Below are 13,916 nucleotides of genomic sequence, written 5' to 3'. Positions count from 1 at the left end.
AGGGGGCCGAGCCCCTGCCCGTCAACGGCACAGCCAGGATGAGGTCGCAGCAGATTTGAGTGCAGAGTCCGAGATGAGTACGCCACGGCCTGCCCCCGAGGTGAGCACTCCTGTCGCTGCCGGCCGGACGCTCCAGTCATGGAGCATCGGAGTCGTTGGCCTGGCGGGCTTGGCCACGCTGGTGGCCAGCGTCTTCCGGACTCCGGACGTCCTCCTGGCGGTTGCCGTGCTTTTTGCCCTGGGGATCGGCGTCGGCTGGCCCCACTACCTGGGAATCCCCGCCAAGAAAACCCTCGCGGCCGTGATCGGACTGTCAGGGGCCGGCTCGGCCGTTGCGGCCACTTTCGCGGCCGCCCCCGGCTACCTCAACTGGACGCCCGGCTTCATTGCCCTGGGTGTCACCGCCGTCTTCCTTGTCCAGCTGGTGCGCGGCACCGGCCAGGCGCAGCGCCTCGAGTCGACACTCGGCTGCAGCGTGGGCGTCCTCCTCTCCTGCCTGGGCTCCGGCTGGATCGCCAGCGCCAGGTTCAACGGTGTCAAGGAGATGGTGCTGGTGGCCGGCATCAGCGCCGCCGTCGCACTGTTCGCCGGCCTCATCCGCTGGCCGGACCGGATCATTGCGCCCCTGGGCATCACCCTGGCCGGACTGGCCGGGCCGCTCGCCGGCCTGGTGTTCTCCGACATCACCGTTTTGCCCGCGGCCGTGTTCGGTGTGGTGGTCGGGGCGGTCCTGGTCAGTTTCCGCCGACTGGTGACCCTCCGGGGCGCTCCGCTGAACTTTCCGGCTGCCTTGGGCATGGGCCTGGCGCCTATTTCGGCGGTCGGTTCGCTCGCCTACTTCATAGACAAACTACTCATCTCCTGACGGGTTAGGATGGCATCATGTCCGTACTTGCATTTGAAATCTTCTTCCTTGTCCTGCTCGGCGTTGCCAGCCTGTCCATGGCCTGGTTTGCCGGTTTTGTTGTCTACCGACTGTTCAAGGGACAGCGGTAAAACCCCTGCTTAGCAGTTTCGAGAGGTAGCGGCTGTGCCTATTGAAATTCCTACGGACCTGACTCCCGAACTGGTTCCCCTGTCCTGGCTCATCGGCGAGTGGGAGGGCCGTGGCCGGCTCGGGGCCGGTGATGAAGGTTCAGAGCACTTCCTGCAGCATGTTTCCTTCACCCACAACGGTCTGCCGTACCTGCAGTACCGTGCGGAAAGCTGGCTTACCGACGAGGACGGCACCAGGCTCCGGCCGCTCACTGTTGAGACCGGTTTTTGGGCCTTGGAGCGCAAACAGCTGGAGGCTGACAGCGGCCCCGGCCTCGTTCCCGGGGACATCGTGCCGGTGCTGAAAAGCGCCGACGAGGTTGAGGCGCTCCGCAACAAGGATGGCGGCTTCGACATCTCAGTGTCGATCAGCCACCCGGGCGGCATCTCGGAGCTGTACTACGGGCAGATCAAGGGCCCGCAGATCCAGCTCAGCACCGACATGGTGATGCGTGGCAGCCACTCCAAGGACTACAGTGCGGCCACCCGGATCTTCGGGCTGGTCGACGGCAACCTGCTCTGGCGGTGGGACGTGGCCACCGGCAGCCCCTCGGCAAGCTCCGCGGCTGCTGAACCGGGCAATGGCCTGGAGGCCCACGCCTCGGCGTTCCTTAATAAGGTCGCCTGACCGCATCCACCCCGCTGCTGCGCACGCCCGCTGTTCCGAAACCCTGTTCGGCGGCGCTCCTTTCGGCTACTTTGGCCTCAGGTCTCCATGCCTGAGACCGCAGCAACCCGATGGAGTGTCCGATGGATGAGTCCCAGCCCCCGGCTGACTACAGCGACCTCAAAGCCCTGTACTTCAACGGCACGCTCAAGCGTTCGCCGGAGACGAGCAACACCGAGGGCCTGATCACGGTGAGCCGGCTGATCATGGAGAAGCAGGGCGTGGCCACCCGGGTCATCCGGACTGTCGACCACGACATCGCCAGCGGCGTTTACCCGGACATGCGCGAGCACGGCTGGGCAACCGACGAATGGCCCGAGCTGTACCCGGCCGTCAAGGACGCGGACATCGTGGTGGTGGCCGGGCCCATCTGGCTGGGGGACAACTCCTCGCAGACCAAGAAGCTCATCGAGCGGCTCTACGCCCATTCGGGCCAGCTCAACGAGAAGGGCCAGTGGGCCTTTTACCCGAAGGCGGGCGGCTGCCTGATCACCGGCAACGAGGACGGCATCAAGCACTGTTCCATGAACGTCCTCTACAGCCTGCAGCACATCGGCTTCACCATCCCACCGCAGGCTGACGCCGGCTGGATCGGCCCCGTCGGGCCGGGACCCAGCTACCTGGATGAGGGTTCGGGCGGCCCGGAGAGCGACTTTACGAACCGGAACACCACGTTCATGACGTGGAACCTCCTGCATCTGGCCCGGACGCTCAAGGACGCCGGCGGAATTCCCGCCTATGGCAACCTTCCGGAAGAATGGAAGGCCGGAACCAAATTTGGTTTCGAAAACCCGGAGTACCGCTAGGTGGCCGGAATACCCTCCCAGCCAAGGACGTTCCCTTTCATATGACTACCAAGAGCCCTCTGTTGTCGCGCCCTGGCGCCGTTGAAGCGGGCGGCGCCGACGCCGGCGTCGCGTCCCACTACGGCGAACCGCTGCGGGAGCAGCGCGCCCTCGCGGCCGGGACCGCCGTCGTCGATCTTTCCCACCGCGGTGTGGTGACGGTCACCGGACCCGACCGCCTGAGCTGGCTTAACACGCTGTCCTCCCAGCAGGTCACCAATCTTCAGCCCGGTGAGTCCAGCGAACTGCTGCTCCTGAGTGTGCAGGGCCGCATCGAATTCGATGCGCGCGTGGTGGACGACGGCGGGACCACCTGGCTGATCGTCGAGGCGGCCGAGGCGGGTCCCTTGGCCGAGTGGCTGACCAGGATGAAGTTCATGCTCCGCGTCGAGGTGGCGGACGTCTCATCCGACTGGGCAGTGGTGGGATCCACCAAGGCCGTGCCCGAATGGGCTGGCCTGCAGGTGTGGCAGGACCCCTGGCCGCACGTCGGAGCGGGCGGGTACGCCTACTCCGTGGTTCCCGAGGACACCCACCCCGGGGCCGAACGCCCGTGGTTCGAATATCTCGTACCCGCGCCAGAGCTTGAGCAGACGGTGGGGGACCGCAAGCTCGCAGGCGTCCTCTCCGCCGAAGCCCTGCGCGTTGCCGCCTGGCGTCCGCGGCTCGGCGCCGAAACGGACGACAAGACCATTCCGCATGAACTGGACCTGCTGCGCACCGCCGTGCACCTGGCCAAGGGCTGCTACAAAGGCCAGGAGACGATCGCGCGCGTGCACAACCTTGGCCACCCGCCGCGGCGCCTGGTGTTCCTGCAGCTCGACGGTTCCCAGCACACCATGCCGGCCGCCGGCAGCGAGGTCCGGGTGGGGGAGCGCAAGGTGGGCACCGTGACGTCCGTGGCGCAGCACTACGAGATGGGCGCCATCGCATTGGCAGTCATCAAGCGTTCCGTCGCCGCGGATGAAATACTGACGGTTATGGACGGGGACGAACCGTACACAGCCGCGCAGGAAATAATCGTGGCGCCCGACGCCGGCCAGGTGGTCGGAAGGCAGACAGGATTCCTGAGGGGGACCCACAAATGACAGACTCCACCGCGCCCGGGGACCAGGCTCCGCAGCAGCCGGATGAGGAAACCCTCGCCCTGGCGCATACCCTCTTCGACGCCGCCCGCAACGGCGAGACCGAGCTGCTGCGCAGCTACCTCAACGCCGGCGCCCCGGCCACGCTGACCAACTCCGCAGGCGACTCGCTGCTCATGCTCGCCGCCTACCACGGCTTTGCCGAGACCGTGCAACTGATCCTTCACCACGGCGGTGACGCCAACGCTGCCAACGACCGCGGCCAGACCCCGCTGGCCGGCGCCGTTTTCAAGGGCTACTCGGACGTCGCCCGGGTGCTGCTTGACGCGGGAGCAGATCCTGACGCCGGCACCCCCTCTGCGCGCGCCGCCGCCCAGATGTTCGCCCGGGCCGACATCCTGGAATTGCTGGGCTGAGCACTTGGAGAACGTAAGCAGGCCTTGGCCCGCACTCTGGTCCCTTGTCATCGGGTTCTTCATGATCCTGATCGACACCACGATTGTTTCGGTCGCCAACCCGCGCATCATGGAGGGGCTGGACACGGACATCAACGCCGTCATCTGGGTCACCAGTGCCTATCTGCTGGCCTATGCGGTGCCGTTGCTGATTACCGGCAGGCTCGGTGACAGGTTCGGGCCGAAGCGGCTGTACCTGGCCGGCCTCGTGGTCTTCACCCTTGCGTCGCTGTGGTGCGGTCTGTCCGGCACCGTCGGAATGCTTATCGCCGCACGCGTCCTGCAGGGCCTCGGCGCTGCCTTGATGGCCCCGCAGACCATGGCCGTGATCACCAGAATCTTCCCGCCGGACGGGCGCGGCGCCGCCATGGGACTGTGGGGTGCCACCGCCGGCGTGGCCACGCTCGTCGGACCCATCCTGGGCGGCGTGCTCGTGGACGGCCTTGGCTGGGAGTGGATCTTCTTCATCAATGTGCCCATCGGAATCGTGGGTTTCATCCTTGCCTGGCGCTTCGTTCCGTCCCTCACCACCCACCCGCACAGGTTCGACATCCCCGGCGTGGTGCTCAGCGCTGTCGGGCTTTTCCTGCTGGTGTTCGGCATCCAGGAAGGCGAGACGTACGACTGGGGCACCATCACGGGTCCGGTGACCGTGTGGGGATTGATCATCAGCGGCATCGTGGTGCTGGCGCTTTTTGTCGGCTGGCAGGCGGCCAACAAGGGTGAGCCCCTGCTACCGCTGGGCCTCTTCCGGGACCGCAACTTCTCGCTGGCGAACATCGGGATCACCACCGTGGGGTTCGCCGTCACCGCTTTTGGACTGCCGCTTATTTTTTACTACCAGATCGTGCGGGACATGACGCCCACGCAGTCTGCCCTGATGATGGCGCCCATGGCACTGATCTCCGGCGGGCTGGCGCCCTTGGTGGGCAGGATCATCGACCGGGTGAACACCAGATACATCACGTCCACCGGCCTGCTGCTGATGGCGGTGGCGTTGTTCTGGAACTCAGCCCTCATGCACCCGGACACCCCGGTGTGGCTGTTCCTGCTACCCAGCGCAGTGCTCGGCTTCGCCAACGCAGGCATCTGGGCACCTCTGAGTTCCACCGCCACCCGCAACCTGCCCATGCGGCAGGCGGGGGCCGGCGCGGGCGTCTACAACACCACGCGGCAGATCGGTGCCGTCCTCGGCAGCGCCGCCATTGCCGTGCTCATGCAGGCCCGGCTCGCGGCGGAACTCCCCGCTGCGGGGGCGCCTGGCGGATCAGGCGGCAGCGAGTCGGCTAGCTTCGGCGGCCAGTTGCCGGAGGTCCTCCACGAAGGCTTTTCGACGGCGATGGGCCAGTCGATCATGCTGCCTGCGGCTGTGATCGTACTCGGCGCCGCGGTGGCACTGTTCTTCGCCCGGCCCAAAGCCGTCCAGGGCTGGGGCGGCCAGCGGCCCGCCGCCGGCCAGGACGCGGAGGCGACAACGCGCTAGCAGCTTAACGGCGGCTAGCCGAGTCGCACACTGGTTTGGATGCCGCCCGTGGAAAAGCCCAGGCTGCGTGCCGTGGCCAGCGAGCCCTTGTTGCTGACGTCGGTGCGCCACTGCAGCGTCAGCCCGGAGACCAGCGCCTCGTGGGCGGCCACCGAGGCCGCGAGTGATCCCATTCCGCGGCGGCGCCACTCGGGGGCCACGAGAACCCCCATGTTGGCCAGAATGCCTTCCCATTCGGAGTAGGCACCGCAGGCCACCGGCGCGCGCTGCCCCTCGTCGTCGTGAATGATGGTGTACCGGTTCTCGAGGTCGGACAGGCCCACCTCGTTCACGTCATCCGGCGGGCACAGGCCTTCAAGCTCGATAGCCTCGGGGTTGCCGTGCGACACCGTCAGCTCCTCTGCCGGCTGCAGCAGCGGCAGGTCGTCGGCGAAGAAGAGCGCGGCGGAGCCCTGGCCGTGTCCGCCGTGCCGGCGGGTGATGGTCAGCAGGGTAACGTGCTGGGCCATCTCTTCGTCCGAAATGCCGGCCGCGGCGTCCAGCGCCCACTGCGGACCCACCAGGGCCGAGCTGCCGAACAGTCGCACGAACTCGACCGAGTGTGCGGAGTCGTCGACCCTGGTGATCCGCTCGTTGGTTTCCAGCGCACGGGCGAAAGCGCCGTCGTCGAGCCCCAGGCGGCGCGCCCAGGCCAGCTGGATGATGGCGGCGGATCCGGGGTCAAGACTCATGATCCCAGCCTACCGATCCCGGCCGTCCCACGTGCCCAGCCCCCTCTTCCCCGCGCGAACGGACAGTTGCGGCCCTCAAGCCAAGCGCGAAATGGCAGATAATGCCCTCAAAAACCGAAAAACAGGGCATTATCTGCCATTTCGCGCTCCAGGAAGCCGGACGGGCGCGGAGCGGGGCTTAGCCGAAGAGGACCGCGGCCTCGTCGTAGCGGTGCTGCGGGACCGTCTTGAGTTTGCCAAGCGCGGCTTCGAAGGCCACGTGGTCAATGTCGGTGCCGCTCAGCGACACCATGGTGCCCCAGCGGCCTTCGACCACGGAGTCGACGGCGGCCATTCCCAGCCGGGTGGCCAGGACGCGGTCGAAAGCGGACGGGACACCGCCGCGCTGGATGTGCCCCAGGATGGTGGCGCGGGTCTCGATGCCGGTCCTGGCTTCGATTTCCGGGGCCAACTGGTCGGCGATCCCGCCCAGCCGCGGCCGGCCGAAGGTGTCCAGCCCGCGTTCGGAGTGCGGTGATTCCATGTGCGACGGGACGAATCCCTCGGCCACGACCACCAGCGGCGCACGGCCACGGTCATGGGCCTCGGTCACCCATTTGGTGATCTGCTCGATGCTGGTCTTCTGCTCCGGAATAAGGATGGCGTGAGCACCCGAGGCCATGCCTGCGTGCAGGGCGATCCAGCCGACGTGGCGGCCCATGACCTCGGCGATCATGCAGCGGTGGTGGGATTCGCCGGTGGTCCGCAGCCGGTCGATTGCCTCGGTGGCAATCTGCACGGCGGTGTCGAAGCCGAAGGTGTAGTCCGTGGCGTCGAGGTCATTGTCAACGGTCTTGGGAACGCCGACGATCTTCAGGCCGGCGTCGGTGAGGCGCTTGGCGGCCGCGAGGGTTCCTTCGCCGCCGATGGCGATGATGGCGTCGATGCCCAGGCGGTCCATGTGGGCTTTGATGACGTCCGGTCCGCCGCCGTTCTCGAACGGGTTGGTCCGGGACGTGCCCAGTATGGTGCCGCCCTGCTTGGCAATACCGCGGACAAGAGTACGGGGAATGGGGATGATGTCACCCTCAACCACTCCGCGCCAGCCGTCGAGGAACCCCACGAATTCGTGGCCGTGGATGGCAATGCCTTTGAGGACGGCGCCGCGGATAACCGCGTTAAGTCCGGGGCAGTCGCCGCCGCTGGTGAGGATTCCGATTTTCATTTTCTTGGCTCAAATCCTGGTTCGAAGGTGTTACGGGCAGAGCGCCACGCTGAGCTCAATTAGAGATTCTAGTGGGGAGTGTGGGGTAGGACACAAACGGTTACAGCCCCGGGGGGGTCCGGACGCCGGGGCCCGGACACCGGGACAGGTAAGGGCCGGGACGGCAGCGTGCCCCCGTTCCGGCGGGAACGGGGGCACTGTGTGAAACGGACGACGGCGGCTGCCTGCGGGGCGGTATTGCCGGCCCGCCGGTGTACTACCGGCCTGTGCCGCGCTTTTCGAGGAAGGACTCGAGCGCGATCGAGTTGTTCTGGTCCGGCAGGATCAGCCATGCCGCCAGGTAGAAGACGATGGCCGGGCCCGGCAGCAGGCAAAAGATGAGGAAACCAATCCGGACGAATGCCACGTCCACGTTCAGCTTCTCGGCTATTCCGCCGCATACGCCACCCAGCCAGCGCTGAGGTCCGCGCTTCAGGCCAAGGCCCCTGACAATGCTGTAGAACTTTTCCATGGTTTAAGACTTCCCGTTTGTTGTGCTGTTGTCACGTTTTCGTGCTGAGAGCAGCCCGCCGATCACCAGCGCGGCCCCGGCCCCGAGCATCAGGCCGATCAGCACGTATGTACCGTTCAGGACCACGATCCCCAGCTGGGAGATGGTGATCAGGACGGCCAGGGCGAGGACCACGAGTCCCCAGACGATGGTGCCCACCCGGGCGGGCGCTTCGGCGGGTTCGTCCGTAACCGCGGTGGGCGGTTTGGGCGCGGGGTTTGTGTCCGGTGACGGATCAAGACTGCTCATGTCAGTTTCCTTCCTGGATGGTGACGTTGCTCACGGTGCCGTCGATCTGGAGGATCAGCCGGGCCCCGGGCTTGTCCGAGTTGTAGCTGCTTTGCCGGGAGGTGATGCCGCTTCGGCTGTCCGCACCCTCGTTCAGGTTGCCCAGGGTCATGTCGGCCCGGACATCCACCGGCACGGTGCGCGGAATGACGACCGTCACGTTGCTGGCTGTGGCGTCGAGGGGGATTACGACGTCGGTGCCCAGGGGCGGGTTCAGGTTCAAACCCGTGAGGTCCACAGTTCCGCGGCCTCCGGTGATCTGGAAGCCCTGGCGGGCCTGTTCGATGCTGATCGGGTTCCAGTCCGCATTCTGGAAGCGGAACCGGTCACCGTTGGGCACTGCACTGAAAATGCCGCCGACGATGAGCGCCACCACCGCGAAGAACCCGAGAACACCCGAGGTCCTGCCGCGCATTCCGGCCAGCAGGATGCCAAGGCCAAGGACCGCCGCGCCGGCTGCCCAGACCACGGCGTTGGCCGAGTCGCCGAGATCAATCAGGTTGCCGGCGTCGAGCGCCTTGAGCGTGCCGCCCGCCAGCAGCGCCAGTCCGGCGGTGATGGCCACGGCGGGAACTCCGGGGCCGCTCGGCCGCGGCTTGGGTGCCGGCGTCGGGACCGGAGCGGGCCGGCGTGGCGGAAGGCCGCCGGCGTAAGGGGCCGTGGGTGCTGCGGAGCCGTACGGGGTTGCAGGGCTGTACGACGGGATGGCGTCCGGAGTCGGCGGTACCGTGTAGGGCTGGGTAGGCGTATGGCTGCCGGCAGCGAAGGTGGACGCCTGGAACTGTGTTGTCGAGGACGGAGATGCGGAGGATCCGGCCGCGGTTGCCGCCGGTGCGTTGCCGGTGCCGGCGTAGCCGTAGGCCGCCCGGCCGCCGGTGGTGGAGTCCATTGGTGTTGCGCTGCGGTTCTTGTTGCGCTGGGTCAGGAAGTAAATGAGGTAGATGACGCCGCCGATCCAGAACAACGCCCAGAAGAAGCCGAAGCCGTCGTGGCCCCAGCCCCAGAAGCCGCCGCCCATGCCGGTGAGGCCGATGACCGAGGTGATGAGCGCGCCCGTCATGCCTGTGCTCCACCGGCCGGCGCCCGCCTCCTGCGTGTGGATCCGGCCGTCGGGCTCGGGCAGCAGAGCCCAGCCGAGGCCGTACAGGAGGACGCCGATGCCTGCGAGCAGCGTCAGCACGATGAAGATGCCGCGCACGATCAGCGGGTCGATGCCCATCCTTTCCGCGATGCCGCTCGAGACGCCGCCGATCCACCGGTCGCGTCCCCGGTGTATTCCGTGGCTTCGGATCCAGTCGAAGAAGTTCAACGGCTGTGCGGCACGGCCGTAGCCGGAAGTGCCGTAGACGGGAGCGCCGTAAGCGGGCCGGGCGTGGGTTCCGGAATTGGACCCGGCGTGCGTTCCGGAAGGAGGGGTGGCTCCAGCGGAAGTGTGCGGCGGTTCATCCGCGGCCGGAGGCGGGAACAGCGGCTCCGTGGGATTTTCCGGGGCTGTGCTGCTTTCCGGGGCTGTGCTGCTTTCCGGCTCTGTGTTTTCCGGTTCCGTGTTTTCCCGCACTGTGGGCTGTTCCGGTTCCTGGCCGGTGCTGCCCTCGGACGGGGTGCCCGGCTGCTGGCCTTCATTGGGGTTGGGGGTCTGCGAGTTCATACTTCGATACTGCCGTTTGTGCTGTTCAGTCCTCTATTGGGGAACACCCTGAGCCGTCCCTGACTTACCCCGGGTTCACCCTCAGAACGGGACTCGTGAACCCTGATCCGTGTTTGGATTGATTCATGACCACAGCCCCTGTCCGCCCTCCTCTGGTCCGCAGCAGCGACCGCGTGATCGCCGGCGTGTGCTCCGGCCTGGCGGTCCATCTTGGCTGGCCGGTGCGCATGGTCCGGATCGGCATGGTGGTGGCCGCCTTCGCCGGGGGTGCAGGGCTCGCATTCTACGGATGGCTGTGGATCATGGTTCCCACCGCGGACGAGAACGCCAAACGCAATGCCAGGCGTCCGGCGTCGCCCATTGCCCCCGCCGTGAGCCTGCCGCCAGTGAGCGTGCAGTCCGGCCCGGCCCCCGCCGTCGTTCTTTTCCCTCCCACCGTCTCTCCGTCGGCGGGGGAGTACGACGCCGGCACCGCCTCCCAGCCAGCGGCACCTGCCGCTGGCACCTGGTTCCGGATCCGGAGCATGCGCTATGGCAAGGAGATCCTGCTGGGCGCCGGGCTCCTGCTCGTCGCCGCGATCCTGATCGCCAGGCTGCTGGGCGTGGAGGTGCCCCTCGGCACGCTGATCCCGGCGGCTGCGATCCTCGGCGGCGCCGCAATTGCATGGATGCAGCTGGATGAAACCCGCCGGGCCGGACTGGTGGACAAGACCAAGGCGGACCAGGCCGGCGGCTGGGCGCGGCTGGCGGCGGGCCTGGCGCTCGTGGTGGCGGGGGTTCTGGTTATGGTCTCCGGGTCCGGCTCATGGCAACAGACCTGGCTGGCGCTGCTCGCGTCCGTGGCCGTGCTGGGCGGCGTGGCGCTGGTGCTGCTGCCCTGGGGCCTAAAGTTCTGGCGTGACTTGGAGACCGAACGGGCCGGCCGCGTGCGGGCGACCGAACGGGCCGAGATCGCCGCCCACCTGCACGACTCCGTGCTGCAGACCCTTGCCCTCATTCAGCGCCGTGCCAGCAACGAGCACGACGTCGTCCGCCTGGCCAGGGCGCAGGAGCGCGAGCTGCGGGGCTGGCTCTTCAAGGATCCCGCCCGCGACGCCGGCCAGCTCTCGGACCGGATCAAGGCCGCCGCCGCGGAGGTTGAGGACGGCCTCGGAAACGCCGTCGACGTCGTGACCGTGGGCGACACGGGGGTGACAGAGCGCCACGAAGCGCTGGTCCAGGCCAGCCGTGAGGCCATGCTGAACGCTGCCCGCCACGGCGGCGGTCCCGTCTCTGTGTACCTGGAGGTGTCCGACGGCGGCGCGGAAGTCTTCGTCAAGGACCGCGGCCCGGGCTTCAAACTGAACTCGGTCCCGCACGACCGGCTGGGCGTGCGCGAATCGATCATTGGCCGGATGAAACGGCACGGCGGCAACGCCGCAATCAACAGCGGTCCAGACGGCACGGAGGTGCGCCTCAGGCTGCCTGCGGACGTCGCGGACAGCGGAGAAGGGAAGTCATGATTACACCAGCAGGGGCAGGCACGGCGGGAAGAACCGTGCGGGTGGTGATCGTGGACGACCACGCGATATTCCGGTCCGGCCTCAAGGCTGACCTGGATCCGAGCGTGGTGGTGGTCGGCGAGGCCGGCACCGTGGAACAGGCCGTCGAAGTCATTGCCGCAGCACGGCCCGACGTCGTGCTGCTGGACGTGCACCTGCCCGGCGGCCGCGGCGGGGGAGGGCGGGAAGTCATCACCGGTTCCGCGGCGTTCCTGGGAACTACCCGCTTCCTTGCCCTGAGCGTCTCCGATGCGGCCGAGGACGTTGTGGCCGTCATCCGCGCCGGCGCCCGCGGCTATGTCACGAAGACCATTTCCGGCGCGGAGATCACCGACGCCGTGTTCCGGGTTGCCGGCGGCGACGCGGTGTTCTCCCCGCGCCTGGCGGGCTTTGTCCTGGACGCGTTCGGCACCGCCCCGGCCGACATTGCCGACGACGAACTGGACAAGCTCTCCGCCCGGGAACTCGAGGTGATGCGGCTGATCGCCCGCGGCTACAGCTACAAGGAGGTGGCCAAGGAGCTCTTCATCTCGATCAAAACCGTGGAAACCCACGTCTCGGCCGTGCTCCGGAAGCTGCAGCTGTCCAGCCGCCACGAACTGACCAAGTGGGCCGCCGAGCGCCGCCTCCTCTAGCCCAGACGCTTCCTCACGTCCTGCCGCCTTTCCCTAGACGCGTCCTCACGTCCTGCCGCCCAAAGGCAAACGCTCCCGCACCATTTTTTGGTGCGGGAGCGTTTAAGAATTCTCTGCAGGATCTGAGGGAGGATCCGTGTTTTTCCTGCAATAAGTGAGGGAGGGTTGGGGGTTACTGCGCCTTGCCGAGGAAGTCCTGCAGGCGGCCGACGCCAGTGGCGAGGTCCTCGTCGCCCAGGGCGTAGGAGAGGCGAAGGAAGCCGGACGGGCCGAAGGCCTCGCCAGGAACCACGGCGACCTCCACCTCATCCAGGATCAGCGCCGCAAGCGCCGCCGAGGTTTCGGGCCGGGCCGTGCCGTTCGCCGTCGGGAATTCCTTACCAAGCAGCGCGCGGACGTCCGCGTACACGTAAAAGGCGCCCTTCGGCGTCGGGCATTCAACGCCCTCGATGGCGTTCAGCCCGGCCACGATGGCCTTCCGGCGGCGGTCAAAGGCGACCTTCATCTCGTCCACCGCGGTGAGCGGGCCGGAGACAGCTGCCAGGGCGGCCATCTGCGGGATGTTGGACACGTTGGAGGTGGCGTGCGACTGCAGGTTGGTGGCGGCCTTGATGACGTCGGCGGGCCCGATCATCCAGCCCACGCGCCAGCCGGTCATCGCGTAGGTCTTGGCCACTCCGTTCAGGATCACAACCTTGTCGCCCAGTTCAGGGGCGGCTGTGGCAATGGAGGTGAAGGGCACGCCGTCGTACGTCAGGTGCTCGTAGATCTCGTCCGTGACCACCCACAGGCCTTTGGCGGCGGCCCACTTCCCGATTTCGGCGACCTGCTCGGGCGAGTAGACGGACCCCGTGGGGTTCGATGGCGACACGAACAGCAGGATCTTGGTGCGGTCCGTGACGGCTGCTTCGAGCTGCTCCACGGTCACCAGGTAGTCCTGCTCCGGGCCGGCAAAGACCTCCACCGGGACGCCGCCGGCGAGGCGGATGGCCTCGGGGTAGGTGGTCCAGAACGGGGTAGGCACGATCACTTCGTCGCCCGGATCCACGAGGGTGGCGAACGTGTTGTAGACAGCCTGCTTGCCGCCGTTGGTGACCAGCACCTGGGACGGGTCCGCCTTGTAGCCTGAGTCCCGGAACGTCTTCTCGGCGATTGCCTTCTTCAGCTCGGGCAGGCCGCCGGCGGGGGAGTAGCGGTGGTACTTCGGCTGGCTGGCGGCGTCAATGGCGGCCTGGACAATGTAGCCCGGAGTGGGGAAGTCGGGCTCGCCAGCGCCGAAGCCAATCACCGGCCGGCCCGCCGCCTTCAGCGCCTTGGCCTTGGCGTCGACAGCCAGGGTGGCGGATTCGGCAATGGCGGAAATGCGTTGGGAAACGCGGGCGGCAGACATGGCGGGTCCGTTCTTCGCTTGCAGCTGGAGAGCTGAATGGTGGAATTCGACGGAATCTACTCTATGCTGTTCACCGGATCGTTCGAGGTGGAACGCGGATTTGTGACTGCGGTGCGGCGCGGATTCTGAAGCTGAAAAACGGTCCGAAATGAGGCTGGTTCGACGTAAGCGCAGTTGTTGCGTAGACTGGTTCTCCGGTGTTGAAAACACGGATGATGACTTGCGCCCCAGATCGTCTTGGGGAAGTGCGGCTTTCATCGGTTTTTGATGCATAGGGTAGTGGCGCAATTGGTAGCGCAGCGGTCTCCAAAACCGCAGGTTGCAGGTTCGAGTCCTGTCTGCCCTGCGCAGGCTGTTCC

The 13,916-nt window shown here is 66.9% G+C and carries 14 protein-coding genes and 1 tRNA gene; 9 read left to right on the top strand and 6 right to left on the bottom strand.

What is annotated here, in order from left to right; all coding sequences use genetic code 11:
* Nucleotides 1-73 precede the first annotated feature (73 nt).
* The 6 genes from QFZ33_RS19245 to QFZ33_RS19220 all read left to right on the top strand — a co-directional run bounded on the left by QFZ33_RS19245 (nucleotide 74) and on the right by QFZ33_RS19220 (nucleotide 5,570).
* On the top strand, nucleotides 74-865 hold the full coding sequence (locus QFZ33_RS19245; protein WP_307030043.1) for a permease: 792 nt from the start codon (nucleotides 74-76) through the stop codon (nucleotides 863-865).
* 165 nt (nucleotides 866-1,030) lie between these two features.
* Complete coding sequence (locus QFZ33_RS19240; RefSeq protein ID WP_307030041.1) at nucleotides 1,031-1,663, top strand: FABP family protein; 633 nt, start codon at nucleotides 1,031-1,033, stop codon at nucleotides 1,661-1,663.
* Between the two features lie 122 nt (nucleotides 1,664-1,785).
* Nucleotides 1,786-2,508 carry a flavodoxin family protein gene (locus tag QFZ33_RS19235; RefSeq protein ID WP_307030039.1) on the top strand — a complete coding sequence of 241 codons (723 nt, stop codon included), beginning with the start codon at nucleotides 1,786-1,788 and terminating at the stop codon, nucleotides 2,506-2,508.
* A 41-nt stretch (nucleotides 2,509-2,549) separates the two neighbouring features.
* Entirely contained in the window at nucleotides 2,550-3,635 is a 1,086-nt protein-coding gene (gene ygfZ / locus QFZ33_RS19230) for a CAF17-like 4Fe-4S cluster assembly/insertion protein YgfZ (RefSeq protein WP_307030037.1), read from the top strand.
* Nucleotides 3,632-4,048 carry an ankyrin repeat domain-containing protein gene (locus QFZ33_RS19225; RefSeq protein ID WP_102973711.1) on the top strand — a complete coding sequence of 139 codons (417 nt, stop codon included), beginning with the start codon at nucleotides 3,632-3,634 and terminating at the stop codon, nucleotides 4,046-4,048. The genes ygfZ and QFZ33_RS19225 overlap by 4 nt, the downstream gene beginning before the upstream one ends.
* A gap of 4 nt (nucleotides 4,049-4,052) precedes the next feature.
* The gene (locus tag QFZ33_RS19220) at nucleotides 4,053-5,570 is read left to right on the top strand and encodes a DHA2 family efflux MFS transporter permease subunit (protein WP_307030035.1); all 1,518 of its coding nucleotides are present in this window, start codon (nucleotides 4,053-4,055) and stop codon (nucleotides 5,568-5,570) included.
* Between the two features lie 14 nt (nucleotides 5,571-5,584).
* Here QFZ33_RS19220 and QFZ33_RS19215 read toward each other — a convergent pair whose 3' ends face one another.
* The 5 genes from QFZ33_RS19215 to QFZ33_RS19195 all read right to left on the bottom strand — a co-directional run bounded on the left by QFZ33_RS19215 (nucleotide 5,585) and on the right by QFZ33_RS19195 (nucleotide 9,991).
* Nucleotides 5,585-6,301, bottom strand: coding sequence for a GNAT family N-acetyltransferase (locus QFZ33_RS19215; RefSeq protein ID WP_307030033.1), 717 nt, complete (start codon nucleotides 6,299-6,301; stop codon nucleotides 5,585-5,587).
* 178 nt (nucleotides 6,302-6,479) lie between these two features.
* On the bottom strand, nucleotides 6,480-7,505 hold the full coding sequence (locus QFZ33_RS19210; RefSeq protein ID WP_214858553.1) for a 6-phosphofructokinase: 1,026 nt from the start codon (nucleotides 7,503-7,505) through the stop codon (nucleotides 6,480-6,482).
* Nucleotides 7,506-7,761: 256 nt separating this feature from the next.
* A complete protein-coding gene (locus QFZ33_RS19205) occupies nucleotides 7,762-8,016 on the bottom strand; it encodes a PspC domain-containing protein (RefSeq protein WP_214858550.1) in 255 nt (84 codons plus the stop codon).
* A gap of 3 nt (nucleotides 8,017-8,019) precedes the next feature.
* Nucleotides 8,020-8,304 (bottom strand): hypothetical protein, encoded by a 285-nt coding sequence (locus tag QFZ33_RS19200; protein ID WP_307030029.1) that lies wholly within the window; start codon nucleotides 8,302-8,304, stop codon nucleotides 8,020-8,022.
* Between the two features lies 1 nt (nucleotide 8,305).
* Nucleotides 8,306-9,991 (bottom strand): PspC domain-containing protein, encoded by a 1,686-nt coding sequence (locus tag QFZ33_RS19195; protein ID WP_307030027.1) that lies wholly within the window; start codon nucleotides 9,989-9,991, stop codon nucleotides 8,306-8,308.
* A 125-nt stretch (nucleotides 9,992-10,116) separates the two neighbouring features.
* Between QFZ33_RS19195 and QFZ33_RS19190 the strand changes: the two genes are divergently transcribed.
* Both QFZ33_RS19190 and QFZ33_RS19185 read left to right on the top strand, forming a co-directional pair.
* Complete coding sequence (locus QFZ33_RS19190; protein ID WP_307030025.1) at nucleotides 10,117-11,493, top strand: ATP-binding protein; 1,377 nt, start codon at nucleotides 10,117-10,119, stop codon at nucleotides 11,491-11,493.
* Nucleotides 11,490-12,167 (top strand): LuxR C-terminal-related transcriptional regulator, encoded by a 678-nt coding sequence (locus QFZ33_RS19185; RefSeq protein WP_307030023.1) that lies wholly within the window; start codon nucleotides 11,490-11,492, stop codon nucleotides 12,165-12,167. The genes QFZ33_RS19190 and QFZ33_RS19185 overlap by 4 nt, the downstream gene beginning before the upstream one ends.
* Before the next feature lie 172 nt (nucleotides 12,168-12,339).
* On the opposite strand, the gene QFZ33_RS19180 is transcribed toward QFZ33_RS19185, so the two are convergent.
* Nucleotides 12,340-13,557, bottom strand: coding sequence for a pyridoxal phosphate-dependent aminotransferase (locus QFZ33_RS19180; RefSeq protein ID WP_307030020.1), 1,218 nt, complete (start codon nucleotides 13,555-13,557; stop codon nucleotides 12,340-12,342).
* A gap of 273 nt (nucleotides 13,558-13,830) precedes the next feature.
* Here QFZ33_RS19180 and QFZ33_RS19175 point away from each other — a divergent pair.
* Nucleotides 13,831-13,903, top strand: a tRNA-Trp gene (locus QFZ33_RS19175).
* Nucleotides 13,904-13,916 lie beyond the last annotated feature (13 nt).

The organism is Arthrobacter globiformis, from assembly GCF_030815865.1.
Classification (GTDB): domain Bacteria; phylum Actinomycetota; class Actinomycetes; order Actinomycetales; family Micrococcaceae; genus Arthrobacter; species Arthrobacter globiformis_B.
The sequence above is the reverse complement of the archived record's forward strand: the minus strand, read 5'-3'. Positions and strand labels throughout refer to the sequence as shown.

Excerpts from the sequence above, each read along its gene's own strand:
- QFZ33_RS19245 (WP_307030043.1), top strand. The coding sequence starts at position 74 with ATGAGTACGCCACGGCCTGCCCCCGAGGTGAGCACTCCTGTCGCTGCC.
- ygfZ (WP_307030037.1), top strand. The coding sequence starts at position 2,550 with ATGACTACCAAGAGCCCTCTGTTGTCGCGCCCTGGCGCCGTTGAAGCG.
- QFZ33_RS19200 (WP_307030029.1), bottom strand. The coding sequence starts at position 8,304 with ATGAGCAGTCTTGATCCGTCACCGGACACAAACCCCGCGCCCAAACCG.
- QFZ33_RS19180 (WP_307030020.1), bottom strand. The coding sequence starts at position 13,557 with ATGTCTGCCGCCCGCGTTTCCCAACGCATTTCCGCCATTGCCGAATCC.
- QFZ33_RS19235 (WP_307030039.1), top strand. The coding sequence starts at position 1,786 with ATGGATGAGTCCCAGCCCCCGGCTGACTACAGCGACCTCAAAGCCCTG.
- QFZ33_RS19210 (WP_214858553.1), bottom strand. The coding sequence starts at position 7,505 with ATGAAAATCGGAATCCTCACCAGCGGCGGCGACTGCCCCGGACTTAAC.
- QFZ33_RS19195 (WP_307030027.1), bottom strand. The coding sequence starts at position 9,991 with ATGAACTCGCAGACCCCCAACCCCAATGAAGGCCAGCAGCCGGGCACC.
- QFZ33_RS19205 (WP_214858550.1), bottom strand. The coding sequence starts at position 8,016 with ATGGAAAAGTTCTACAGCATTGTCAGGGGCCTTGGCCTGAAGCGCGGA.
- QFZ33_RS19190 (WP_307030025.1), top strand. The coding sequence starts at position 10,117 with ATGACCACAGCCCCTGTCCGCCCTCCTCTGGTCCGCAGCAGCGACCGC.
- QFZ33_RS19215 (WP_307030033.1), bottom strand. The coding sequence starts at position 6,301 with ATGAGTCTTGACCCCGGATCCGCCGCCATCATCCAGCTGGCCTGGGCG.
- QFZ33_RS19225 (WP_102973711.1), top strand. The coding sequence starts at position 3,632 with ATGACAGACTCCACCGCGCCCGGGGACCAGGCTCCGCAGCAGCCGGAT.
- QFZ33_RS19185 (WP_307030023.1), top strand. The coding sequence starts at position 11,490 with ATGATTACACCAGCAGGGGCAGGCACGGCGGGAAGAACCGTGCGGGTG.